We start from the raw sequence: 23479 nt of genomic DNA, 5'->3' as shown, positions 1-23479 counted from the left end.
AATTGACTAAGCTGAGCCTCATGACTGAGACCCGTGCTGATCTAACGCCATCTCGCCAGGTGTGGCCTGGTTCCCCCTCCCCGCTCGGCTCCACCTTCGATGGAGCCGGAACTAATTTTGCTATCTTTTCCGAAATCGCGGAAAAGGTTGAGCTCTGCCTCATCGACCACGATGGCAGCGAAGAGCGCATTGAGTTGACTGAAGTCACCGCACATGTCTGGCACGCCTACCTCCCCAACGTCAGCCCCGGACAGCGCTACGGTTACCGCATCCACGGCCCTTATGAACCGGAGCACGGCCTGCGCTGCGATCCCTCGAAGCTGCTTGTCGATCCTTATGCCCGCGCCTTCGACGGTGATTTTGACGGCGATGCCTCGCTGTACTCCTACGATATCTTCGCTGAAGAGCCTGGCACTGGGCGCAACGAGGATGATTCCTTGGGCCACACGATGCTGTCGGTGGTCATTAACCCCTTTTTCGAGTGGCACGGCGACAACCGGCCGCATACCCCGGATAACGAAACCATCATCTACGAAGCCCACGTCAAGGGCATGACGATGACGCACCCGGATGTGCCAGAGGAGCTGCGCGGCACCTACGCCGGCATGGCGCACCCGGCGATCATCAACTACTTCAAGGACTTGGGTGTGACGGCCGTCGAGCTGCTGCCGGTCCACCAGTTCCTCCAGGATGACCGTCTGCGCCAGCTGGATCTGCGCAACTACTGGGGCTACAACACCTTCGGCTTCTTCGCCCCGCATGCGGACTACGCCTATGCCAAGAAGCCCGGCGAGGCGGTGGCTGAGTTCAAGGCTATGGTTCGCGCCTACCACGAGGCAGGGATTGAGATCATCCTCGATGTGGTCTACAACCACACCGCCGAGGGCAACCACATGGGGCCAACCATCGCCTTCCGCGGCATTGATAACCACGCCTACTACCGCTTGGTCGATGACAATCCCGAGCACTACATGGACTACACCGGCACCGGTAATTCCCTCAATGTCCGCCACCCGCACTCCCTCCAGCTGATTATGGATTCGCTGCGTTATTGGGTGACGGAGATGCGCGTGGATGGCTTCCGTTTCGATCTCGCGTCTACTCTGGCGCGCGAGCTGGATGACGTCGACAAGCTCGCCACCTTCTTCGACCTGGTGCAGCAGGACCCAGTGGTCTCCAAGGTCAAGCTCATCGCCGAGCCCTGGGACGTGGGCCATAACGGCTACCAGGTTGGTAACTTCCCGCCCATTTGGAGCGAATGGAACGGTAAGTACCGCGATACCGTCCGTGATTTCTGGCGCGGGGAACCGTCGAAGATGGGTGAGTTTGCCTCACGCTTGACCGGCTCTTCCGACTTGTATGCCAACAACGGCCGCCGCCCCACCGCATCCATTAACTTCATCACCGCTCACGACGGCTTCACGCTGCGTGATTTGGTGTCCTACAACGAAAAGCACAACGCGGACAACGGGGAGGACAACCGCGACGGTGAATCCCACAACCGCTCGTGGAACCACGGCGTGGAGGGCCCGACTGACGACGAAGAAATTAAGAAGCTTCGCCGCCGCCAGGTCCGCAACTTCCTCACCACTCTTCTGCTCTCCCAAGGCACCCCGATGCTGTGCCACGGCGATGAACTAGGCCGCACCCAGGGCGGCAACAACAACGTGTACTGCCAGGACAACGAGATTTCCTGGATCGATTGGTCGATGTTGGAGCAGGAAAAGAACATCGCCATGCACGGTTTTACTAAGCGCCTGATTAACATCCGCAAGAACCACCCGGTGTTCCGTCGCCAGCGTTTCTTGGCCGGTGGCCCCTTTGGTTCTGAGGTGAAAGACCGCGATATTGCATGGCTCGTGCCCTCCGGCAAGCTGATGACCTCTGAGGACTGGGATTTTGAATTCGGCAAGGCCCTCATGGTCTACCTCAATGGCAACGCCATTACGGAGACCACCGCCCGCGGTGAGCGCATCACGGATGATTCCTTCATCATGATTTTCAACGCCCACCACGAGGACATTGAGTTCACCCTGCCGAAGAAGGACTTGGGCGCTAGCTGGCGGCTCATCGTCGATACTTCTGATTCCGGCGGATACCCGGACGAGGAAAAGCTGATCTCTGCCGAAGGAACCATCATGGTGCAGCCGCGCTCCACGCTGATTTTGCGCCAGACCGAGCCCCCAGTCTTCGACGACAACGACGAACCTGCATAATCGGTTGCTTCGGCAAGAAGCAGCTGAAGCTTTGGCTGCTTCTTCACCGCTTGCTCTCCACCACCAACACCATGCTTTGAAAGGAATCCGTGTCCTACACTGCCCACGGTGCCGTCATTGATGTCACCGCCGAAGCCATTGTTTTCCGCCGCTCTTTGCTTGCTTCTTCCCTCGGCGCACCAGCCCACGAGAGTCTCTCCCTCGCTGGAGCCACGGGCGTGGAATGCACGGAGCCGACGGCAACGGGTTTTGGGCAGGTCATCGTTCACGGCACTAGCGGTGCCGAAGGTGGTGCTGGTGACACGGTCATCCGTTTTGCACCCGTCCAGGATGCCACGGCTTTCGCGCAGGCGGTGGAGGCTGCCTTGCGCGGCGAAGCACCGGCCGCCAGCACTCGTGTTCAGGGATTGAACTTCACCGCCGTCGATGTGGAAACGGCCAATGACAACTGGGGTTCGGTGTGCCAGATCGGCGCGGTCCGCTTCCGCGATGGCGAAGAGACCGAGTCCCGTACGTGGTTGTGCACTCCCCCGCCGGGCCTAGAGCACTTCGACGACGTCAACATCAGTATCCACGGCATCACGCCAGATGACGTCGCTGATGCTTCGCCCTTTGCGGATGCTGCTGCCGAGCTCTTCGACTTCCTCGGCTCTGACACGATGGTGGCCCACAACGCACAGTTCGATTCCACGGCCTTGCGCAGCGGCCTTATGAAATCTGCGGCACCGGTTCCGGAGATTCGCTTGGCGTGCTCGCTGGCCCTGGCTCGCGATGCCTCCCGCGCCGGTGTCATCGACGTGGCCAACCATAAGCTTCCGACCGTCGCCTCCTACATCGGGGCCGAGGACTTCCACCACCACGAAGCCACAGCGGATGCCCGGGCAGCCGGCGAAATTATTAGCGCCCTGGCCCAGCGCTTTGGTCACTCTGGTTCCATCGAGGACTTATTCACCACCCGGGACTTTGCCCTGGGCACCTTGAGCGAGGAGTCCGTCATCCCAGTTCTGCGCGCCAACACTGCTCCGTTGTCTGCAGCGGACTTAGGCGCCGGCACGGATTTCCGCGACAAGACGCGCATGGCGGGGACGACCTCGGGTGCGAAAAAGAAGAGCTCCGGGACCGCACAGCGCCGCGGGCCGGCCCCATGGCAGTCCGTATCCACGCCAGACACCATCCCGGATCCGAACCCCGACGCCGATCCAGAAGGCGCATTGTTTGGCCAGAATGTCACCCTCACTGGTGACTTCGAACCTTTTGATAAAGGTCTGTTGTGGTCCAAGATTGCTGAGCGCGGTGGAAAGGTGGGCAAGAACGTCACGAAGAAGACCACCATCCTCGTCGTAGGCCAGTGGGCCACCAAGACATCGAAGGAAAAGCGCGCCGAAGAGCTACAAGGCAAGGGCCAGGATATTGAGATCTGGCAGACAGACAAGCTCCTCGAGGAGCTTCAACTCGATGAAGCACCTCCGTTTTAACCCGCGATTGGCCTCAAGGCATCCGCGATAAGCCCAAATACAAAGGAATTCTCCCCTTCGCTGGGAACCGGTGGGCGTGGAGCGCAGTCCAATAAGCATAAGGAATCTGCACCTGCCCAACCGTTACGGAGATAAATCCTTATGACCATCGCGCTATCCACTTCCCTCCACGTCGATCGCCTTCTCCCCTCGCTCTGCCCGAGCGAAGAGCTGACCGGAAATAAGCTGTGTGATGATGGTTTTGGGGACTCACCTGCTAGCCTCCAGCTATCGCGCACGCTATCGATGTCCATAGTGCGCGGCACGGGTACGGAGGCCAAGCGTGTGAGCCAGCGCGCTCTGGATGATATGGGCTTAACCGTACGCCAGGCATGGGATTCCGCAGCGCTGAATCTGCAGCGGCGAGCGTTGACGGAGCAGGGACTGCGATTCTTCACCCGCCCTGCCGAGCTCGGCTTCATGGGGTCCGAGGCAGGCCTCGAGGTGCGAGCTCATCGCTGCACGATATCGTCCTGGTTGGCCCATCCGCAGGCTTTCGTTATCCTAGACAATCATCTTCAGAGGCTCAGCCAGGCTCGAAGCATCACGTACCTCGTGCCTGATGCGCACACTCTTCATGCGTTGTTCAACGTATCCCCGCATCGCGCCACGGAGTTAGCGTGGCGCGCTGCTGAATTGCGTCCGCGCCATCGAGCCCCGCTCAGCATGCAACCGCTAGTATTAGCTAACGGCTTCCCGTTGGAGGTGTAGACACACCCCCGCACTTTTCCGCCGTGGCCGAAAGGAGTCACGTTTCACGATGGCTGAATCATCCATGTCCCGCTTGAGCAACCAGTATCATTCCTGGGTGCACGCGCATCCCACTGCGGCGCAGGACTTCCGCGATGCCATCGAGGACTTGCTTAACGACGCCGGAATTATCTTCGACCGCGTAGCTACCCGTGTGAAGCAATGGCCGTCTCTGAAGGCCAAGGCAAAGAAGCGTCGCGGCAACGGCGAGCTCATGTACCCCACTCCGTGGGAGGATATCCACGATGTCTTGGGCGTGCGGATTACCGTCTTCCACTCCACGGTTATTCCGGAGGCCCTCGAAGTTCTGGGAGAAACCTTCACCGTGCTTCGCTCGGTGGACAAGGCAGCAGAAACGCGGATTTCCGGCGGCTTTGGCTATGGTTCACACCACCTAGTGCTCAAGGTTTCTGAAGATAGTGCCGCTGCCCTTGAGGAACTTGAAGCCTATGTTGGCTGGACCTTTGAGATTCAAATCCGCACTGTGCTGCAGCACGCCTGGGCGGAATTTGAGCACGATATCCGGTACAAGCAGGGACCAAACCCGCCTTCCCCACAGGTGGATCGCCTCTTCACGCTCGCTGCGGGCCTCATTGAGTTGGCGGACCAGCAGTTCGATGAGATTGCCGCACTCAAAGCCCCCAGCTCCGAGGCGGACGATGACGTGGAAATCACGGCAGAGACCCTCCCCGGCGTCCTCGCCATCATTCTGGGTAACCGCTTTCCGCGTTCACGCTCGGAGCACTACCGCTTCCTAGCGGAGCTTTTAGAAAACAACGGCATCAATCGTCTAAGCCAGCTCAAGCAGCTCCTCGATGAAGACGCTATCGCCCACGTGCACGACGCCATGCGCTACCGCTTCCGCCCGGGCCAGGTCAGGCTTATCGACGATTTGCTGCTCAACAAGTTCGGCGCCCAGCACATCGAGGCCACCGCCCAAGCCGGTGACCGCAAGGACCGCAAGCGTCGCCTGAACGCGCGCCTGAAGGCCTTAAAAAACTTCCGGAATAATTAGCGGAATCCGCCGCGGAACTTGTCCATCTGCCGGCGCTCTTTCTTCGTGGGGCGGCCGGCACCGCGCGGGCGAACCGGAACCGAGGGCAAAAACTCCTTCGGCGGTGGCGGCGGTGCGTGGTCGATGTAGCAGGTCCGCGCGATGGGAGCGCCCACGCGCTTGGACACGGTGGCGAGCACCTCGAGATCATGTTCGTGGTGGTTGCGCCACACGCGCACGCGGTCGCCGGGGACAACCTGCTGTGCGGGCTTGGTGGCGTTGCCGTTGAGCTTGACGTGCCCGGCGCGCACCGCTGTGGCAGCTTCTGACCGAGTCTTGAACATGCGCACGGACCAGACCCAGGCGTCAATGCGGACGGGCCGCCCGTCGGGCTGATTCACCATAGACGCTTATAGGTTGTGGTTTTCGTTGACGATCTTCTGGATCTTTACCCAGTTGTAGGCGCCGCCGACCACGGCGACGATGAGGCCAATCGCCATACAGGTCCAGAAACCGGTAAGCGCCCAGCCCAAGAGCACACCGCCAGCGACGCCGCCCACGACACAGATAGCGCCGTTGCGTGCGTGGGTGCGTACGGCTTGTTTGCGTTGCTCAATGGGATTGTTGGGGCGTCGCTGCATAGTCATGGGGCTTATTTTACATGGCCAGAAGCCCGCAACCTTAAAGCTCCACCCAGGCTGTTCCGGCTTCCTTCGGCTCTACCCCACCCTGAGTCAGTGCCGCGAGCGTTGCAGCGAGTTTCTCCTCACCGCCGGGCTCAACGGACACGGTGAAAGTCACTGCCTGGCCATAAGCGGTATCCACCATGTCGACGCCGCGGTTGCGCAGCTCCGCTTCCAGCCGGCCGGCCTCCGCGTGGGAAACCTCGACAGTATAGAGCTCGCGCAAGGCGCGCGTGACATGCTCAACCTGCTCCATCGTCTCGCTCACGGCGCCGCCATAAGCGTGAACGAGCCCGCCCGCGCCCAACTTGATACCACCGAAATAGCGCACGACCACCGCACAAATGTCCAGCAGCCCCGAGCCTTTCAAAACATCGAGCATCGGTTTACCGGCGGTGCCGGAGGGCTCGCCTTCATCGGAGGAGCGCTCCACTGGATTTGAGCCATCGACGTGGTAGATATACGCCGAGCAGTGGTGGCGGGCGTCGGGAAAGCGGTCGCGGGCGGCGTCGATAAGCGCGCGTGCTTCCGCCTCGTTCGTGGCACGGCCGATGAGGGTGATAAACCGCGAGCGTTTGATCTCAATCTCGTGCTCGACGACGTCACCTGCGACCGGGCGCTGATAACTCTCCAGCATTATGCGACGAGGAAGTCGTACTCAGGGGTGCCCGGCTTAAGCTGCTGGCAATTCAGCTTCGACTTCTCCATGCGCTCCAGCAGGCCATCGATGCCCGCTGCGCTGCCCAGTTCGATGCCTACCAGCGCCGCGCCGGTCTCGCGGTTGTTGCGCTTGAGGTACTCGAACAACGTGATGTCATCTTCAGGGCCGAGTACATCCTGCAGGAAGTGGCGCAGCTGGCCTGGCTCCTGCGGGAAGTTCACCAAGAAGTAGTGCTTGAGGCCGCGGTGTACTAGGGAGCGCTCCATGATTTCGGCGTAGCGCAGCACGTCATTGTTGCCGCCGGAAATAACGCAGACCACTGTTGAGCCCGGCTGCAGGTTCAGCGTGCGCAGGCCGGTCACGCTCAGCGCGCCGGCGGGCTCGGCGATGATGCCTTCGTTCTGGTACAGCGCCAACTGCTCAGTGCACACGGCGCCTTCGGAGACGACATCCCAGTGCAAGCGGCCTTGATTGGCCTCCAGGATTTTGAAGGGAAGCTCACCAATGCGCTTGACCGCAGCCCCATCGACGAAAGGATCCACGGTGTCGAGCGTTACCGGCTCGCCGGCAGCGAATGCAGCGCTGAGCGACGCCGCCCCAGCCGGCTCAATGCCAACCACCGCGGTGCGCGGGGCCATGTCAGCGAGGTAGGAGGTAATGCCGGAGATCAAGCCGCCGCCGCCCACGGGGACAACCACGGTGTCGAGGGATTTACCGATGGACGACAGCTGGGACACGATTTCCGCGGCGACGGTTCCCTGGCCGGTAACGGTATCGCGTGCGTCGAAAGGCTCAATAAAGAAGGCACCGCGCTCCGCAGCATCCGCGTGCGCGGCGGCAGCTGCTTCATCGAAGTTGGCGCCGGTGACAACGAGTTCCACGACGTCACCGCCATGGACCAGGATGCGGTCGCGCTTTTGCTTCGGGGTCGGCTCCGGCACGAAGATCTTGCCGTGGATCCCCATGGTGCGGCAGGCATAAGCCACGCCTTGGGCGTGATTGCCGGCAGAGGCTGTAACAATCCCCTGCTTCCGCTGCTCTTCGCTTAAGTTCGACATGCCGTACAGAGCGCCGCGAATTTTGTAGGAACGCACGTCCTGCAGATCTTCGCGTTTTAAGTACACCTCATAGCCGGTTTCTTGGGACAGGCGCGGGCAATACTGCAGCGGAGTCGGGGCAATCTCCGAGCTAATTCGCGATTGTGCCAGTTGGATATCAGAGGCGTGGATTGGCTCGAAGTCTTGCGGGGTGCTTGTCATGGTGGCTCATTTTAGCGCCCCAGCTCTCTCGCGTCGCACATTACCTAGCATTCGACCGATTCACCCAACGTTTACCTAGATATCGATTGTTTGCAACGCTGCGTTCCCCAAAAGCACCATGGGTGCAACGTACGGTGGTTCGGAAACTTTTTCGTTCCGCTTCAAGGAGTCTTTCTCAATGTCTCGCTCTTTCTCCCGCCGCGCTCTCGCGCTGTGTGCTGCGACCGCGACTAGCCTTAGCCTGACCGTTCCGGCATCCTCGGCCGCGATTGTGGACAACGTCATCGAGCATTCCGCCGCTGACGCCAACCTCAAGGTGACCCCGATCGGCACCTATGAGTCCGGCGTGTACGCAGAATCAGCCGCGGAAATCGTGGCCTTCCACCCAGCCTCCAAGCGCATCCTTACAGTTAACGCGCACGCGGGCCAGATCGACGTCCTCGACGCCGCTGACCCGGCCAAGCCCACCTTGATCGGCTCCATTTCTGCCGGTGAAGGCAAGGAGATCAACTCCGTAGCCGTGCGCCCTGATGGCCTGGCTGTGGCCGCCGTCCAGCAGGCGGACAAGACCGAGAACGGCGAGGCGCTCTTCTTCAACGCTGCGGCCGAGGACTTGGCCGCCGCCGAGCTGGGGCGCGTGGTGGTGGGCGCTTTGCCGGATAACGTCCACCTCACTGCGGACGGAAGCTACGCTCTCGTGGCCAACGAGGGCGAGCCGTCGAACGAGCTCAACGCCGAGGGCACCGATTACGTCGCCGACCCAGAAGGTTCCGTCTCCGTTATCAAGCTGCCGGCGGGAGTTGCGGCGCCGACTCAGGCGGATGCCCGCATCGCTGATTTCACGGCTTTCGACGGCAAGCCACTGCCTGAGGGCGTGCGCGTCTTTGGTCCCTCCGGGCACGAGGCGAAGCCCTCCATTGACTTCGAACCGGAGTACATCTCCTCCCAGGCGGGCAAGGCATACGTGACGCTGCAGGAGGCCAATGCCATTGGGGTCATCGATATTGAATCCGCCACCGTGGAGAAGATCCTGCCGGCTCACATTGCGGATCACTCGCAGGTGCCGCTCGACTCCTCCAACAAGGATGATTCGGCTGAGCTGCGCACCATCCCGGTCAAGGGGCTGTCCATGCCGGATTCCATCGGCGCTTTCACCGCCGGTGGCCAGACCTACTTTGCTACCGCGAACGAAGGCGATGCCCGCGAGTGGGGTGTCAAGGAAAAGGACGGTGGTTCCGGCGTCTACACCGATGAAGTCGAGCTCAAGGACCTCATCGAGGACGGCAAGGTGTGCGAGGGCGCGCTGGGCGACGTCTCTGCGGAAGACCTCGCCGATAAGAAACAGGCCGGCAACCTGAAGCTGAGTACTGCTTCCGGCTGGAATGAAGAGAAGGGCTGCTTCGATGAACTCTATGCCTACGGCTCCCGGTCTTTTAGCATCTACGATGCCAACGGCACGGTCGTCTTCGACTCCGGTAGCGATTTTGAAAAGATCACCGCTGAGCTGAATGAACCGGGTGTGTTCCACCACAACGCCGATAACGAAGCGGCCGAGTTTGATGACCGCTCTGACAACAAGGGCCCTGAACCGGAGGCCCTGACAATCGGCAAGGTTGGGGATCGCACCTATGCTTTCGTTGGCGCCGAGCGCGTCGGCGGCGTTTTCGTCTATGACGTCACTGACCCGGCCAATGCCTCCTTCGTCACCTATGTCAACAATCGCGACTTCTCCACCGATGAGTTCGCCGCTGCCGGTGACTTGGGCCCGGAGGGCTTCACTTTCGTCGACAAGGCCAACTCCCCCAACGGCGAGCACCTGCTCATCGTGGGCAACGAAGTCTCCGGAACCACCACCATCTACTCCGTTGAAGATGTGCTCGACGACGAAGACGCTGCCGACAACAAGGACGACGAGGGCAAGAATAACCACAGCTCCCACTCATCCACCGCGGGCATCATCGCCGGTTCTGTCATCGGAGTCATCGCCGCGGTGGCTGCCGCGGTAGGCCTGCTGAACACTCCGGGTATCCGCGAAACCGTCCTCAGCCTTGCACCGGCGCCGCTGCGTGAGCAGCTGGAGAAGTTCCTGTAATCCCTACTTTTCCTCGGGGCGGGCTGCTACATTGAAGTGGGCTTAGGACAAGCTAGCCCCCTTTTTTCTCACACCCCCTTCGCACCTTCTTTCAAGGAGAATTCCTGATTATGCGCCTTTCCACCTCCCTTATCGCAGTGTGCGCGACGACGATGGCCCTGGTCACTCCGTTGGCCACAGCCGCAGAATCTGCTGAGAGCAGCCAGTCCTCCGCTTCCTCCCAGAGCCAAAGCTCTAGTGGCGGAAGCTCTCAGGGCCCCAACGGTGGAAGCTCGATGAACGTCGGTCACATCGACACCTCCGATCTCTCCAAGGAATGTGCGGACGCTGTGCACAAGGCGCGTGAGGAGCACGAAAAGGCGGTTGCCGATGGCACCGCGGGTTCTTCCTTCATGGGGCCGCAGGAGCTGGGGCTCGGCATCCTTAACGGTTATGGTTCCTCTGGCATGCCAGCAGAGCCAGACTGCGTCCAAGCGGAAAAGGACGCCGAGTTGGAGAAGGAATGGGACGAGATGCCCGAATGGGTACAGTCCGCCCGCCCCAATGACACAGCCGAAGAGGTCTTTGCGTGGGTCGGCGGCATTATCGCTCTGGTCGCCGTCGCTATTAATGCGCTGACCGTGGTCGCACAATTCGACCCATCCGTTCTCGATGGTCTGCGCGCCTTCCTGAAGAGCCAGGGCTTCCACTGGGATAACTCCCAGAAGAAGGAAGGCGAGAAAGCGGCTGCGAAGTAACCGCCTCCCCACCAAAAATTAAACGCGCGAACCGAGCAGGTTCGCGCGTTTATTTAGTTTGCTCACTGGTTCATGGCCGCTCGCTGATTAGAACAGCTCCTCGGTGGCAATCTGCGCACCCTCCACGAGGGACTCCAGCTTGGCCCACGCGATCTGGTGGTGCAGACGGCCGCCGAGACCACAGTCCGTCGATGCGATCACGTTTTCTGGGCCGACCAGTTCAGCGAACTGGATGATGCGGTCTGCTACCAAGCGTGGGTGCTCCACAGCATTGGTGGAGTGAGAAACCACACCCGGGTAAATGACGGTGCCCTCCGGCAACTTGTGGTCCTTCCACACGCGCCACTCGTGGGCGTGACGCGGCGAGGCACCCTCGAAGGAGAATCCGCCGACCTTGGCCTGCAGGATCTCCTCAATGATGTCCTCGAACGGAATATCCGTCACGTGCGGGCCATGCCAGGAACCCCAGCAGATGTGCAGACGAGTCTGCTCACGCGGGATGTCCTTGATGGACTCGTTGAGGATCTCAATGCGCTCGCGTAGGAAGGCCTGGAAGTCCGCGACCGTCGGCTCCGGGACCACGGAGTCCCAGGCTTCAGCCAGGTCCGGGGCGTCGAACTGCACGGTCAAGCCAGCATCCGTGATGGCCTTGTACTCCACCTTGAGCGCTTCACCGCAGGCACGCACGAGATCGGTCTCATCCTCGTAGTACTTGTTAGGCAAGCGCGCCGCAGCACCCGGGGACAGGGCGGCGACGAAACCTTCGGTGCCCTCTGGCAGGGCGTCGGCAAGCAGCTTCACGTCTGCCTCGACTTGTTCCTGGCCAATGTAGGTAACCGGGCCGGTGAACTCCGGGTTGGCCACCTTCTTGCGGCCGGTAAAGATTCCCGAATCCGGGTCGTTGTAGGCCTCGGCGAAAAGGGCGCGGTCGCGGCGATCCTTCATCGACGAAAGGCGAATCTTGCCCGGCTCGGAACGAATCTTGTCACCGATTTCCCAGCGGTCCTTGTCCGTCATGGTCAGACCACCCAGGCGGGTAAAGGAGTAGTTCCACCACGCGCCGTAGTCCACGGCGCCGGAGGTGATGTGGCCGTATTCGCCCTCGTTAATGATGTCGATGCCGAGATCGACTTGGCGCTTAACGACGTCTGCGACCGAGCGTTCCAGAATCTCGTGGAACTTCTCATCGGAGATGGTGCCTGCGGAGCGCTCGAGGTTAGCTTCCAGCAGCTCCTTCGTGCGCGGCAGCGAGCCAACGTGGGTGGTGCGGATCTTATTGACCATGAGGAAACGGTCTCCCTTTCAACTAGACTGTGCTGTCTAGCGTAACCCACGGGCGAGGCGCAGCCCGCTTCATTCTGTACTTTTATTCAGCACCCGAACGAAGCATGCTGTCTCAGCCCAGGATGCCGGCGCCCATCGTCGCCTTGAGATCACCCATGAGGTTGCTGGAGCGCTCCACACGCAAATGCTCACCAAGGACCATCATGGTGGACTCTTCGCCGTCGACAAGCGTGAGGTACACATCCGACTCGCCCTTGTTGTTGACCAGGACCTGCTTGAGGCGCGCAATGTTGTCCATCGTGCACTGATCCGTGCGCATGGTCAGGCGCAGCGGCAGGCCGGCACCGTTGCCGGGACCAAGATCGGGGATGCGGATATCGGAGCAGAACAGGGACATGCGCTCATCGCGGATCTTCACCTGCACCTTGGCCAGGATGATGTTATCTTCCGCGATCTGCGCGGCCACCAACGAATACACCTGGTTAAACACGAGGATGTCTACCTGTGCACCGTTGTGGTCCTCCATGCTGACGATGGCCCAGGGCGAGCCATCACGCTTGGAAAAGCGCCTGTCAACGCCCGAGATAATGCCGCCAATCACCAGCTCTTGGCCATTGCCCACCTCACCGTTGAGGATCTTCGTAATCGGGGTATCGGTCTGCGCGTTGAGGGCTTCTTCGAATCCGTCGAGCGGGTGGCCGGAGACATACAGGCCCAGCATTTCCCTCTCCAGGGCCAGCTCGTGCTTGCGGTCCCAGTTCTCGTCCGGAATATCGATGGCGAAGGCGGAGACGGACTCGCCTTGCCCTTCCTCCCCGCCAAAGCCGGCGAAGAGATCGAATTGGCCCTTGTCGGCCGCCTTCTTCGTCGTCTGCACCGAATCCACGGCATCTTCGTGGATGAGCATGAGTCCCTTGCGCGGATGCCCCAAAGAATCGAAGGCACCGGCCTTGATGAGGGATTCGGTGACGCGCTTCGAACAGGCCGCCAGCTCGATTTTGTCCAGGTAGTCGGAGAAGGACGTATAGGCGCCTTTCTCCCGCCTAGTCTTCACGATGGAATCCACCACATCCCCACCAACGTTGCGGATAGCGCCCATGCCGAAGCGGATATCATCGCCCACGGCCTGGAAAGTCTCCACCGATTCATTGACATCCGGGGAGAGCACGCGGATGCCCAGGTGGCGGCAGTCGGCCAGGTAGATGGCGGACTTATCCTTTTTGTCACCCACCGAGGTCAACAGCGCAGCCATGTACTCCGGCGCATAGTAGGCCTTGAGATAGGCCGTCCAGAAGGACACCAAGCCGTAGCCTGCGGCGTGGGACTTGTTAAACGCGTAGGAGGCGAAGGGCTCGATGGTGCCCCACAGAGCGTCCATCGCTTCCTTGGAGTAGCCGTTGTCCTTCATGCCGCCCCAGAACTTGTCGTACTGTTGCGCCAAGACTTCGGGCTTCTTCTTACCCATGGCCTTACGGAAGCCGTCTGCCTCGCCGGCGGTGTAGTTTGCCACCTTCTGCGAGATACGCATGATCTGCTCCTGGTACACGATGAGACCGTACGTCTCATCGAGGATTTCCTTGAGCGGCTCCTCCAGCTCGGGGTGGATCGGAGTGATTTCCTTGCGCCCATTCTTGCGGTCCGCGTAATCCCAGTGCGCGTTCACGCCCATCGGGCCCGGGCGGTAGAGCGCCAGCGAGGCCACGATGTCCTTAAAACCAGTCGGTTTCATGCGCTTGAGCAGCTCCTGCATGCCGCCCGAGTCCAGCTGGAACACGCCCAGGGTATCGCCGCGCGAGAGCAGGTCATAGACCTTCGAGGCTTTCGGGTCGTCGGCGTGAAGGTCTTCGAGGTGGACTTCCTCGCCACGGTTTTTCTTGATGTTCTCCAGGCAGTCACCAATCACGGTGAGGTTGCGCAGGCCCAGGAAGTCCATCTTCAGCAGCCCGATGGCCTCGCAGGCCGGGTAGTCCCAGCCGGTGATGTAGGCGCCGTCGGCTGGGCGCTTCCACATCGGAATGTGGTCCATGAGGCGCACCGAAGCCATAATCACGGCACACGCGTGCACGCCGGCTTGGCGGACCACGCCCTCAAGACCACGGGCGGTCTCGTAGATCTTCTTGACGTCCGGGTCGGTCTCAATCATCTGCCGGACCTCGGCCGCCTCCGAATAGCGCTCGTGCTCCGGGTCCATGATGCCGGCGAGCGGGATGTCCTTGGCCATGATGGCCGGTGGCAGAGCGCCGTTAATGCGGTCGGCCATCTGGAAGCCGGGCTGGCCAAAGTGGACCTTCGCGGAGTCCTTAATAGCCTGCTTCGTCTTCACGGTGCCGAAGGTGATCACCTGCGCCACCTTGTCCTCGCCCCACCTCTCGGCGGCGTAGGTAATCATCTCGCCGCGGCGGCGATCATCGAAGTCGATATCGATATCCGGCGCGGAGGGGCGCTCCGGGTTCAGGAATCGCTCGAAGAGAAGATCGTGCTCGATGGGGTCAATGTTGGTAATCGTCAGCGCGTAGGCCACGAGTGCACCGGCCGCCGAACCACGTCCCGGACCAACGCGAATGCCGATGGACCGCGCGTGCTTGATGAGCTCGGCCACGATGAGGAAGTAGGACGGGTAGCCCTTCATATCGATGACGCTGATCTCGTATTCAGCACGGTCGATGTACTCCTGCGGAACATCTCCACCGGGGAAGCGATCCTTGAGTCCTTCCATAACCTCATGGGTCAGCCAGGAGGTTGGGGTGTGGCCTTCGGGGACGTCGGCAATCGGCATGCGGTCGTGGGTATGTTCCTCCCAGATCTTGCCGTAGTCTTGCACGCGCTCCGCAATCCACAGAGTATTATCGCAAGCCTCCGGCACCATATGATCCCACAGCTCACGCATCTGGGCGGCAGATTTGATGTAATAGCCGGTGCCGTCGAACTTGAAGCGGTCCGGATCCATAAAGGTCTTGCCGGTTTGCACACAGAGCATCGCCTCGTGCGCGGGGGCTTGGGTTTCCAGCACGTAGTGGCAGTCATTGGTCACCAGCGGCGGCAGGTCCAGCTTGCGGCCGATCTCCAACAGGCCATCGCGCGTGCGCTTCTCGATGTCCAGCCCATGGTCCATGAGCTCCAAGAAGAAGTTGTCCTTGCCATAGATGTCTTGCCACATAGCGGCCGCCTCTAGCGCCTCATCGAACTGGCCCAGGCGCAGGCGGGTCTGCACGTCACCCGACGGGCAGCCGGTGGTGGCGATGATGCCCTCGGCATGCTCGGCAATCAATTCCGCGTCCATGCGCGGCCACTTGCCCAATTGGCCTTCATAGGAGGCCAGGGAGGACAGCGTGAACAGGTTGCGCAGGCCGGTCTCATTTTCCGCCAGCATGGTCTGGTGCAGGTAGGCACCGGAAGCGGAGACGTCATCGCGCTTCTGGTCCGGGGTTCCCCACAGCACGCGTTTCTTGTTGAAGCGTGACTCGGGCGCAAGATAGGCCTCGATGCCGATGATGGGCTTCACGCCAGCGCTCGTCATCCTTTGGTAGAAGGCATTGGAGCCATACATGTTGCCGTGGTCTGTCATGCCGACGGCAGGCATTCCTTGGCGAACCACCTCATCCGCCAACATATCCACCTTGGCCATGCCATCCAGCATGGAGAACTCGGTGTGGTTGTGCAGGTGGACGAAGGAGGAGTTTTTGGCCATGCGGCTCATCTTAGCGGGGACGTCAAACTTCGCTCGTACGTCCTCGTTAAGGTACATTTTCTTAAATGTTCTACACCATTGCTGCCTATCTCATGTGGGGTTTCTTCCCGGCGTTTTTCCCGCTGCTGCGCCCCGCCAGCCCTTTCGAGATCTTGGCCCACCGCATCGTGTGGACCGCGGTTCTTGTCACCGCAATGCTCTTGGTAACCGGCGGCTGGCGCGAGTTACGCGCGTTCAGCTTGCGCACCTGGGGGTGGATGCTCGCCTGCGGCGTGGCCATCACCATCAACTGGGGAACCTACGTCATCGCCATCAACAGCGACCACGTGGCCGATGCCGCACTTGGCTACTTCATCAACCCGCTCGTCTCCGTGGCCCTAGGAATCATCTTCCTCAAGGAAAAGCTGACGAAGGCGCAGGTGGCGTCGGTCAGCATCGCCTTCATCGCAGTGTTGTGGCTGACCTTCATGACCGGTCAGGCCCCTTACTACTCACTGGCCCTAGCCTTCAGCTTCGGTATCTACGGCCTGCTTAAAAAGCGCATCACGGTCTCCTCCATGGGGTCGGTGGCCGCGGAAACGATTGTCATGCTCCCCTTCGCACTCATTTATCTGGGCTACCTGCAGGCACAGGGCGAATCCACCTTCATTACCGAAGGCCCCGGGCACATCGCGCTGCTGATTACCTCCGGCCTCGTCACCGCCCTACCGCTGCTGTGTTTCGCGCAGGGTGCTAAGCACCTGCGCCTGTCTACCCTCGGCATGCTGCAGTACATGACCCCCATCATGCAGATGCTGTGGGCGCTGTTCGTGACCCAGGAGCACATGTCCACCGAACGCTGGATTGGCTTTGCCATCATCTGGGTTGCGGTGATCATCTACCTTGCGGACTTGGTGCGCATGGGCCGCGCTTCTCGACGCCGCGCCCGCCTCCACCCTGCCGACGCATCACGCGCCACCGCAGAGGGCTAGCGGCGCTTCAGCTCCTCGCGCGCTTGCTTAGCCTGGGCGCGCCGGGCGGATTCCTCGCGCGCGTTCAGCGCCCACCGCGGCATGAGGACGGCCATGGCGATGCAGTAGATGGCCACCACGATGAGAATGCCGAGGGCGAGCTTGTCCGCACCCCAGATCCCTTGCGCGATGGCAGCCCCAGAGGCGATGAAAGCGCCCGCCCACATCAAGAGGTAAGCAAAGCGGTAGTTCGGCGGCCACGTAGAGGTGTTCGGAAACAAGCGCATGTCTTCTCCTTGACTGTTTTAGCGGTTCTCGTTCTGTCCGACGTTAGCGGGCGGGCGCACGCCGAAGGATCCCCAGGCGGCATCGTCGGGGGCAACCTCCACGGTATCGACCCGCGGGTCGGAGGCGAGTGCGCGCAGTTGGGTGCCCGCAGAATAGACCACCACCGCATCAACGTGCGTGGGGACTTCCTCGCCCATGCCATTGGCTTGCGCAGCCACGCGGGCGAACACCGCCTCGATGACGTCGGCGCGCTCGGCCCCTGTGACGGGTTCGGGAACAGCGATGGGGGCAGCCAAGCCGATCACGATGGCATCCATGCGCTGGATTGGTTGCAGGGCCTCAGAGACGTCGTGCGGACTCAGCGGCTTAGTAAAACCCACCAACGCATAGGCTGGCTTATCCGCCTGCGATAGCGAGGCCTCCGCGCGCTCGCGGTATTCGGCGGCAGTCTCGGTTCCATCCGGGCCCAGCTGGTCTCCCTGCAACGCCGAGCGAGGCTGCGTGCCAAGCAGACCGAAAAGGACAATCACCACCAGCGCCAGCACGGCCAGCAGCACCAACGCCGCGGCACGGCGGCGCCGGTAGATGCGCTGGCGCGTGCTCCGCTGCGGGCTCATCCGCGCAATACCTCCACGGCGTGCTTCAGATCGTCCGGGTAGGGTGCGGTGCATTCAAACCACTTGCCAGTTCCGGGGTGGGTAAAACCGAGCTCGACCGCGTGCAACCACTGGCGGTTAAGCCCCACGCGCTTCGCCAGGTTCGGATCACAGCCATACATCGGGTCGCCCACGCAGGGATGCCCCGTGGCGGACATGTGCACGCGGATCTGGTGGGTGCGGCCGGTCTCCAGGTGGACTTCGAGGAGGCTGGCCTCGCGGAAGGCCTCGAGCAGCGTGTAGTGCGTCACCGCCGGCTTGCCGTCATCAATGACCCCAAACTTCCACCCCGCGGAAGGATGGCGCCCGATAGGCGCATCAATGGTGCCGACGATGGGATCGGGTAGGCCTTGGACCACGGCGTGATAGGTCTTTTTCACGGTGCGCTCGCGGAAGGCGTTCTTGAGCTGCGAGTAGGCCCGCTCACTAGCGGCTACCACCATGACGCCTGAGGTTCCCACGTCGAGGCGGTGGACGATGCCCTTGCGTTCGGTAGGGCCGGCGTCGGCAAGCGCATAGCCCGCCGCCCGCAGCCCGCCGATGACGGTGGGCCCATCCCAGCCCAAAGTCGGGTGCGCGGCCACACCCACGGGCTTGAACACGCAGATGACATCCTCGTCCGCGTAGAGGACATCCATGCCCTCCACCAGCTCCTCCTTGGGGATGAGCGGCTCCTCGGGCGCTGGCATCATGACGTCGATCCAGCCACCGGCGTTTAAGCGCTCGGACTTGCCCACGGCCGCACCGTCGATTTCCACATCACCCGCCGTGCACAGCTGGGCCACGCGGGCGCGGGAAATGCCCAGGAGCTTGGCCAAGGCGGCATCCACGCGCATGCCATCGAGACCTTCGGGCACCGGCAACCTACGGCTTTCGCGCATTACTCTCCCCCGTTTCCTTTTCTTCAGCTTTCTCGTGCATCTCCGCCCAAAACATCGCAATGATGAAGACCACGACTCCACAGGTAATGGCCGCATCCGCGATATTGAAAACAGCGAAGCTGCCCACGGAGATGTAATCCACCACGTGGCCGAACCAAAACCCTGGCTCGCGCACGAGGCGGTCGATGAGGTTGCCCAGAGCACCGCCGGCGATCATCGCCAGCCCGATGGCCTGCCACTTGTCATGAATGCGCGGGGCGGCGATTGCTACACCAACAACGAAGGCGAGTTGGATAGTGGTAAACAGCCACGTCGAGCCTTCCCCTCCCATGGAGAAGGCGGCGCCGGGGTTAAAGAGAAGGTAGAAGCGGAACCAGTCACCGATTACCGGTAGGGCTTCGCCTTCCGTGAGGATGGACAGCATCAGTGCCTTCACGGCTTGGTCGACGGCGGCCACACCGAGCACCACCGCAACCATCACTCCGATATAACTCCTTGCTTTCACCCGTTCCATTCTAAACAGGCTCATCCGGTAATTTGGAATGCGTGTTTCGTGTGAGAGCTCTAGCAGTCCTGTCCGCCACCGTCTTGGGAGTCAGCGGCGCGCTCGCCGGCTGTTCCTATTCCCAGCCGGCCAAGCCAGTAGAGGAGCCAGTGGGCTTAGCCCTCGATGCCCCGCGCGTCACCCTCCTAGAACCCGGTGACGACGCAAGCCGCGTTGTGGCTTATAAGGATCTCGATGCCACTCAGGAGCTGACCTATGAGGTCGCCACGGGTTTTGACCAGCAATTGCGCAAGGACGGCAGCTCGGCTCCTGCACCAGCGTCCAAGGACAAGGTCACCCTTCCGCTACAGGCCTCGGTGGAGGCTGCCACCGAGGATGTTGAGGGCCAGTTGCCGGCCAGCCGCAACGCCTTCGTTACCGTGGGCAAGCCTGAGGCTGACGGCGCGGACGTCTCCTCCGCCGAGGGCTTCCAATTTGGGTGGCGCGGCACGGATAGCGGGCAAATGAACTCGCTGCGCCTTGCCGCCCCGCAGGCCGCAACCGACGAGGCCCGCAGCACTGTGGAGCACGCCATCACCAGCCTGACCTCGCTGCCCATCGTCTTCCCGGATGAGGAAATTGGCTCCGGCGCTCAGTGGGTCGTGGAATCGCGCGTTACCGGCGAGTCCACGCTGCTGCAAACCACGACCTATACCTTGGACAAGCTCGACGGGGATATCGCCACGCTCAACGTCGAGGTTGAGCAGCGGCCGTCCCTGGGCGCGCTCTCCTTCGACGGCGCTGACGCCCCCGAGGAGCTGCGGGGCAAAGAGCTCAAGGTCATGGACACCACGTCGACGTCGAAGGGCACGGTCACCGTTGATCTGACCAAACCACTTCCCACAGCCGGCGATGTCTCCGTGACTACTGCCATTTCTTATGGTGCGGACAGCTCCGATCTTCGCGTGGTGCAAACCAGCGCCACCGATATGACGTTCACCACCGACTAGTCCGCTGCGCGCCGCGCCTGCCCCGCATCAGGCAACCGCGCGCCGACCTTCGGACAGCGCAGCGCCCGCCACCCACCGGCTCTCAATCCAGTGTGGTGGCGGGCGGTGAAGCTTGAATCCCAGTCTTACTGAGCCGGGGCGTCGGCTGGGGCCTCAGCGCCTTCTGCCGGGGCGTCGGCAGGAGCTTCGGCGCCTTCAGCGGGGGCGTCGGCAGGCGCCTCTGCGCCTTCCGGTACGGAATCAGCACACATCTCCGGCACCTCTTCCGGCGGGACGATGTTGGTGACCAGGACACAGGCCCACGTCTTGGACAGCTTCCACGTGCCGCCCTCGTTGATGAACTCCACCTGGTCGGCGGTCTGCTGCTGGCCGTCCGGGGTATTGATGTGGACGGTGGCCAGCGCGGAATCCGGCACGAGGCCCGGGATGACCGGGGCAACGACCTCGAAGGTGGCGCCGGACTCGGCCTGGGACTGCGACATGACGTCGAAAAGCTCCGGCGCCGTCTCGCTGCCCTGGACCAGCTGGACCTTCTCTTCCTGCGGAAGGTTCGGGTCGGCGGCCTTGGTCAGGATCTCATTGAGCTGCTCCACGGTAGGCATCTCGGTGGAGGCCACCTGTGATGCGGAGGTTTCGCCCGAAGGCTTAGCGGCGGTGCTGTTCTCGGTGTCTGCATCCTCGGAAGACGAGCAGGCAGCCAGGGCAGTCGCGGCGCCCAGGGCCACAACGGCGGCGCTCAGCTTGAAGGATTTCACAAATACTCCTCACGTAGGGGATCGTGGTTTATCCCTTTTACTTTAGCGTCCACGACCGCCGCCCTGGGGTTCCCGCGCAGGTGCGTGCCTGTAGTAGCCTGCTGTCATGACTTTCGCCCTCATCGCCACCGGTGGCACCATCGCCTGCACGACGGTCCGTGACGGATCCCTGGTCCCCACCGTCAGTGGGCAACAGCTAGCCCAATTCCTCGACGCTGAAGTCGGAACACACGACATTGAGGTGGTGGAATTCCGCGCGCTGGATTCCAGCTCGATTACTTTGGCAGACCTCGATGAGCTACTGTTGTGTGCGCGCCAGCACCTTGCGCGCCCAGAGATTGATGGCGTCCTCATCACGCACGGCACCGATTCCATGGAGGAAACCGCGCTGGCGTTATCCCTCTTCGACCTCGGTGAGGGGCCCATCGTGCTCACTGGCGCGCAGCGCGCCTTCGACCACCCGGCTGGTGATGGCCCGCGCAACCTGCGCGATTCCTATGAGCTCCTGTGTTCCGGAAAGGCCGGCGTGTGGGTGCAATTCGGCGGCAAGACCATTCCCGGACGCGGCGCGCGCAAGTGGCATACTTCGCAGCTCAACGGCTTTGAGGAGCTACCGGTGGGTGACTCCGCTCTGGCGCCGTTGCCGCTCTCCCCCATGGCGCAACACCCCGTTGAGATCATCGCCGCCTACCCGGGTGCCGGCGCCGCGCTTGTCGACGCCTCCCTCAACCACACCCATGGCCTCGTCATCGAAGCCATGGGCTCGGGGAACATGGGTGAAGAGATGGGAGCTGGGGTTGCCCGCGCGCTGCAAGCGGGCGTGCCCGTGGTGATTAGCACCCGCACGCCCTACGGAGCTACCAAGCTGGCCTATGGCGGCGCAGGTGGCGGTGCCACCTTGGGCGAGATGGGTGCGGTAGCCTCCGGTGGATTCCGAGCCGGCCAAGCCCGCATTATGCTCGCCGCGGCACTCGCTACCGACACACCGGTGGCAGAGATGTTTAGCACTGCCCCCTCCGCCACTGCTTATACCGCGGGCTAGCTATCCTCGCGTGGCGGTTCCTCCCCAGCGGTGTCAGTCACAGGATCATCGGCCTCGGTGGCGTCGCCTGGCAGCGCCCCCTCCCACGCCAGTGAGTCCAATGGATCGGCCGGGTGGAGATCTTCATCCTCAGCCGCAAAAGAGCGCACAAACCCCGGGCCCGTAGCGCGAGTTTCAAAGCGCACGCTGACCACCCCATGGCCGGCGCCTTGAATCCAGCCGTGTCCAAACTCGGGGTGGTGGACGTCCTGCGTAGCGTGCCAGCGGCGCATCGAATCCGATCCCGCTTCTCCCAGCGTTTCCGACTCTGCTCTGGGCTCCGTCTCCGTTTCCGGCGCGCCGGGCAGGTGGTCGCTGACGCCAGTCTCGTAATCCGTATCCGGAGCTGGACGCACGACCTCGCGGTCGAGCTCAGGAAATAGCACGTCTTGGCGGGCCTCCTCCAAACCCGAGTAGCTCACCCCGACCAGCCTGATGGGCCCGAGCTCCTCCGGGTAGCGCGCCAAGCTCAAGGCCTTAGCCTCGAGGACCTTCAGGTCATCCGTGGCATAGGGCAGCGTGGCCGAGCGGGATTCGATGTGGAAATCCGCCATCCGCAACTTCACCGTCACCGTGCGCGCGCCGCGGCCGTCCTTGAGCAGGCGGGAATGCGCGCCCTGCGCCGCGCGGATTAGTGCCGCATCCACCTCCGCCGCCGTGCGCAGGTCCGTGGGGTAGGTGAACTCGGTGGAGATTTGTTTAGCAATCGCGCGCGGGGCGACCGGACGCTCATCAATCCCTTGGGCGAGCTTCCACAGCTGCACGCCCACCACGTTGCCCAGTGAGATCTCGACTTCCTTGCGGCTCATCGCCGCCAGCTGTCCGATAGTCTCCACGCCGATAGCTGCGAGCTTCTGCTGGGTGACTGGGCCCGCTCCCCAGAGCTTGCCCACCGGCAGCGGGTGGATGAGCTCATCGAAGCGCTCCTGGGGCACGATGAAAGTCCCGTCCGGTTTGGCCTCCCCTGACGCAATCTTCGCGCTTTGCTTGCCTGCACCGGCGCCGATGGAGCTGGGAAGGCCCGTCTCGGCTCGAATCACTCGGCGCAAATTCTCCGACCACTCACGGACTTCGGCGGGCGTGGCTCCGGCGAGTGCGGCCGGTTCCATGAAGGCCTCGTCGATGGAGAGCTGTTCGATGACCCCCGCATGCTGCGCAATAATTCCAAATACCCGGCGCGAGGCCGCCACATACACCGCCCGGCGCGGCTGCACCACCACGGCTTTATAGCCCACGAGCTGCTGCGCGCGGAACATGGGCATTGCGGAATGAGCTCCATATGCGCGGGCTTCATAAGAGGCACCGGCGACGACGCCGCGTCCGCTCGTTCCACCCACCAACACAGGCCGGCCGCGCAAGGTAGGGCGGGTGAGCTGCTCCACCGACGCAAAGAACGCGTCCATGTCGATGTGAAGAACCCAGCGCTGCATGTGCTCCAGTTTAAACACCGCATGTCCGTCACCCATTATTCATGTTTCTTTACCACCTTCGTAACT

The 23479-nt window shown here is 61.9% G+C and carries 21 protein-coding genes; 9 read left to right on the top strand and 12 right to left on the bottom strand.

Translation table 11 applies throughout. The annotated features are described in order from the left end of the window. Positions 1 to 20: 20 nt before the first annotated feature. The 4 genes from glgX (at position 21) to HMPREF2698_RS05380 (ending at position 5495) form a co-directional block, all read left to right on the top strand. Complete coding sequence (gene glgX, locus HMPREF2698_RS05395; protein ID WP_070519926.1) at positions 21 to 2216, top strand: glycogen debranching protein GlgX; 2196 nt, start codon at positions 21 to 23, stop codon at positions 2214 to 2216. Between the two features lie 89 nt (positions 2217 to 2305). Further along, the gene (locus tag HMPREF2698_RS05390; RefSeq protein WP_070562713.1) at positions 2306 to 3691 is read left to right on the top strand and encodes a 3'-5' exonuclease; all 1386 of its coding nucleotides are present in this window, start codon (positions 2306 to 2308) and stop codon (positions 3689 to 3691) included. 141 nt (positions 3692 to 3832) lie between these two features. Further along, positions 3833 to 4441, top strand: a complete 609-nt coding sequence (locus HMPREF2698_RS05385; protein ID WP_070562710.1) for a hypothetical protein — start codon at positions 3833 to 3835, stop codon at positions 4439 to 4441. A gap of 49 nt (positions 4442 to 4490) precedes the next feature. Beyond that, positions 4491 to 5495 carry a GTP pyrophosphokinase gene (locus HMPREF2698_RS05380; RefSeq protein ID WP_070533272.1) on the top strand — a complete coding sequence of 335 codons (1005 nt, stop codon included), beginning with the start codon at positions 4491 to 4493 and terminating at the stop codon, positions 5493 to 5495. On the opposite strand, the gene HMPREF2698_RS05375 is transcribed toward HMPREF2698_RS05380, so the two are convergent. The 4 genes from HMPREF2698_RS05375 to ilvA are packed head-to-tail and all read right to left on the bottom strand — an operon-like array spanning position 5492 to position 8077. Next, on the bottom strand, positions 5492 to 5878 hold the full coding sequence (locus HMPREF2698_RS05375; RefSeq protein ID WP_070519918.1) for an RNA-binding S4 domain-containing protein: 387 nt from the start codon (positions 5876 to 5878) through the stop codon (positions 5492 to 5494). The genes HMPREF2698_RS05380 and HMPREF2698_RS05375 overlap by 4 nt on opposite strands. Before the next feature lie 6 nt (positions 5879 to 5884). After that, positions 5885 to 6121 carry a hypothetical protein gene (locus HMPREF2698_RS05370; RefSeq protein WP_070546804.1) on the bottom strand — a complete coding sequence of 79 codons (237 nt, stop codon included), beginning with the start codon at positions 6119 to 6121 and terminating at the stop codon, positions 5885 to 5887. Positions 6122 to 6155: 34 nt separating this feature from the next. Beyond that, on the bottom strand, positions 6156 to 6794 hold the full coding sequence (locus HMPREF2698_RS05365; protein ID WP_070562706.1) for a YigZ family protein: 639 nt from the start codon (positions 6792 to 6794) through the stop codon (positions 6156 to 6158). Beyond that, positions 6794 to 8077 (bottom strand): threonine ammonia-lyase IlvA, encoded by a 1284-nt coding sequence (gene ilvA, locus HMPREF2698_RS05360; RefSeq protein WP_070562702.1) that lies wholly within the window; start codon positions 8075 to 8077, stop codon positions 6794 to 6796. The genes HMPREF2698_RS05365 and ilvA overlap by 1 nt, the downstream gene beginning before the upstream one ends. 178 nt (positions 8078 to 8255) lie before the next feature. On the opposite strand from ilvA, the gene HMPREF2698_RS05355 reads away from it, so the two are divergent. After that, the gene (locus tag HMPREF2698_RS05355; protein WP_070562699.1) at positions 8256 to 10169 is read left to right on the top strand and encodes a choice-of-anchor I family protein; all 1914 of its coding nucleotides are present in this window, start codon (positions 8256 to 8258) and stop codon (positions 10167 to 10169) included. 110 nt (positions 10170 to 10279) lie between these two features. Continuing rightward, positions 10280 to 10906 carry a hypothetical protein gene (locus HMPREF2698_RS05350; RefSeq protein ID WP_070519908.1) on the top strand — a complete coding sequence of 209 codons (627 nt, stop codon included), beginning with the start codon at positions 10280 to 10282 and terminating at the stop codon, positions 10904 to 10906. Between the two features lie 87 nt (positions 10907 to 10993). Here the strand turns inward: HMPREF2698_RS05350 and HMPREF2698_RS05345 are convergent, their stop codons facing one another. Then, on the bottom strand, positions 10994 to 12190 hold the full coding sequence (locus HMPREF2698_RS05345) for a cobalamin-independent methionine synthase II family protein (protein ID WP_070519906.1): 1197 nt from the start codon (positions 12188 to 12190) through the stop codon (positions 10994 to 10996). Positions 12191 to 12302: 112 nt separating this feature from the next. After that, positions 12303 to 15878: a DNA polymerase III subunit alpha gene (dnaE, locus tag HMPREF2698_RS05340; protein WP_070562696.1), complete on the bottom strand. Its 3576-nt coding sequence runs from the start codon at positions 15876 to 15878 to the stop codon at positions 12303 to 12305. 65 nt (positions 15879 to 15943) lie between these two features. On the opposite strand from dnaE, the gene rarD reads away from it, so the two are divergent. Next, positions 15944 to 16849 carry an EamA family transporter RarD gene (gene rarD / locus HMPREF2698_RS05335; protein WP_070562693.1) on the top strand — a complete coding sequence of 302 codons (906 nt, stop codon included), beginning with the start codon at positions 15944 to 15946 and terminating at the stop codon, positions 16847 to 16849. On the opposite strand, the gene HMPREF2698_RS05330 is transcribed toward rarD, so the two are convergent. The 4 genes from HMPREF2698_RS05330 to lspA are packed head-to-tail and all read right to left on the bottom strand — an operon-like array spanning position 16846 to position 19167. Beyond that, complete coding sequence (locus HMPREF2698_RS05330) at positions 16846 to 17115, bottom strand: type II secretion system protein (protein WP_070519902.1); 270 nt, start codon at positions 17113 to 17115, stop codon at positions 16846 to 16848. The genes rarD and HMPREF2698_RS05330 overlap by 4 nt on opposite strands. 18 nt (positions 17116 to 17133) lie before the next feature. Beyond that, on the bottom strand, positions 17134 to 17733 hold the full coding sequence (locus HMPREF2698_RS05325) for a hypothetical protein (protein WP_070562690.1): 600 nt from the start codon (positions 17731 to 17733) through the stop codon (positions 17134 to 17136). Further along, a complete protein-coding gene (locus HMPREF2698_RS05320; RefSeq protein WP_070533289.1) occupies positions 17730 to 18653 on the bottom strand; it encodes an RluA family pseudouridine synthase in 924 nt (307 codons plus the stop codon). Before HMPREF2698_RS05320 ends, HMPREF2698_RS05325 begins: the two co-directional genes overlap by 4 nt. Further along, a complete protein-coding gene (gene lspA / locus HMPREF2698_RS05315) occupies positions 18637 to 19167 on the bottom strand; it encodes a signal peptidase II (RefSeq protein ID WP_070562687.1) in 531 nt (176 codons plus the stop codon). The genes HMPREF2698_RS05320 and lspA overlap by 17 nt, the downstream gene beginning before the upstream one ends. A gap of 32 nt (positions 19168 to 19199) precedes the next feature. Between lspA and HMPREF2698_RS05310 the strand changes: the two genes are divergently transcribed. After that, a complete protein-coding gene (locus HMPREF2698_RS05310; RefSeq protein WP_070562684.1) occupies positions 19200 to 20147 on the top strand; it encodes a DUF6263 family protein in 948 nt (315 codons plus the stop codon). 125 nt (positions 20148 to 20272) lie between these two features. On the opposite strand, the gene HMPREF2698_RS05305 is transcribed toward HMPREF2698_RS05310, so the two are convergent. After that, positions 20273 to 20902: a WKL family lipoprotein gene (locus tag HMPREF2698_RS05305; RefSeq protein ID WP_070519893.1), complete on the bottom strand. Its 630-nt coding sequence runs from the start codon at positions 20900 to 20902 to the stop codon at positions 20273 to 20275. Between the two features lie 106 nt (positions 20903 to 21008). On the opposite strand from HMPREF2698_RS05305, the gene HMPREF2698_RS05300 reads away from it, so the two are divergent. After that, complete coding sequence (locus HMPREF2698_RS05300; protein ID WP_070562682.1) at positions 21009 to 21944, top strand: asparaginase; 936 nt, start codon at positions 21009 to 21011, stop codon at positions 21942 to 21944. Here HMPREF2698_RS05300 and HMPREF2698_RS05295 read toward each other — a convergent pair. Next, positions 21941 to 23413 carry a DNA polymerase IV gene (locus HMPREF2698_RS05295; RefSeq protein WP_070563154.1) on the bottom strand — a complete coding sequence of 491 codons (1473 nt, stop codon included), beginning with the start codon at positions 23411 to 23413 and terminating at the stop codon, positions 21941 to 21943. The two genes, HMPREF2698_RS05300 and HMPREF2698_RS05295, sit on opposite strands and share 4 nt — an antisense overlap. Positions 23414 to 23479 lie beyond the last annotated feature (66 nt).

The sequence above is a fragment of the Corynebacterium sp. HMSC072A02 genome (assembly GCF_001810085.1).
In the GTDB taxonomy this organism is placed as follows: Bacteria; Actinomycetota; Actinomycetes; order Mycobacteriales; family Mycobacteriaceae; genus Corynebacterium; species Corynebacterium hesseae.
This window is presented reverse-complemented; position numbering and strand designations above follow the sequence as displayed.